The following is a 241-nucleotide window of genomic DNA, read 5'->3' as shown; positions in this document are numbered from 1 at the left end:
ATGACGAAGGTGAGCTCGCGCAGCAGGTGCGAACCACACAGCCCATGGCCGCATTGGTCATACGAGAGATAAGAGGCCCAACAGTCATGGATGATCACGCCGCCATATCGAGGGATGACCTCGCTCGCCTCAATGGCTGCCAGACCGCGCTTGGGATGGAGGAATTTATAGGTGATATGGCCTGCCGAGCAGACATGGATCCAGTGGTTCTTGCGGTCCACCCGCAATGAGGTCTCGTCCA

1 protein-coding gene is annotated in these 241 nt (G+C 57.7%); it reads right to left on the bottom strand.

All coding sequences use genetic code 11. The features are described 5' to 3' along the window. Nucleotides 1–221, bottom strand: a 221-nt coding sequence (locus tag ACOCD2_RS25210) for an IS66 family transposase (RefSeq protein ID WP_419626380.1), incomplete at its 3' end; no start/stop codon positions are given. Between the last annotated feature and the right edge of the window lie 20 nt (nt 222–241).

The sequence above is a fragment of the Thiolapillus sp. genome, assembly GCF_048562965.1.
GTDB classification, from domain to species: domain Bacteria; phylum Pseudomonadota; class Gammaproteobacteria; order Chromatiales; family Chromatiaceae; genus Thiolapillus; species Thiolapillus brandeum_A.
This window is presented reverse-complemented; position numbering and strand designations above follow the sequence as displayed.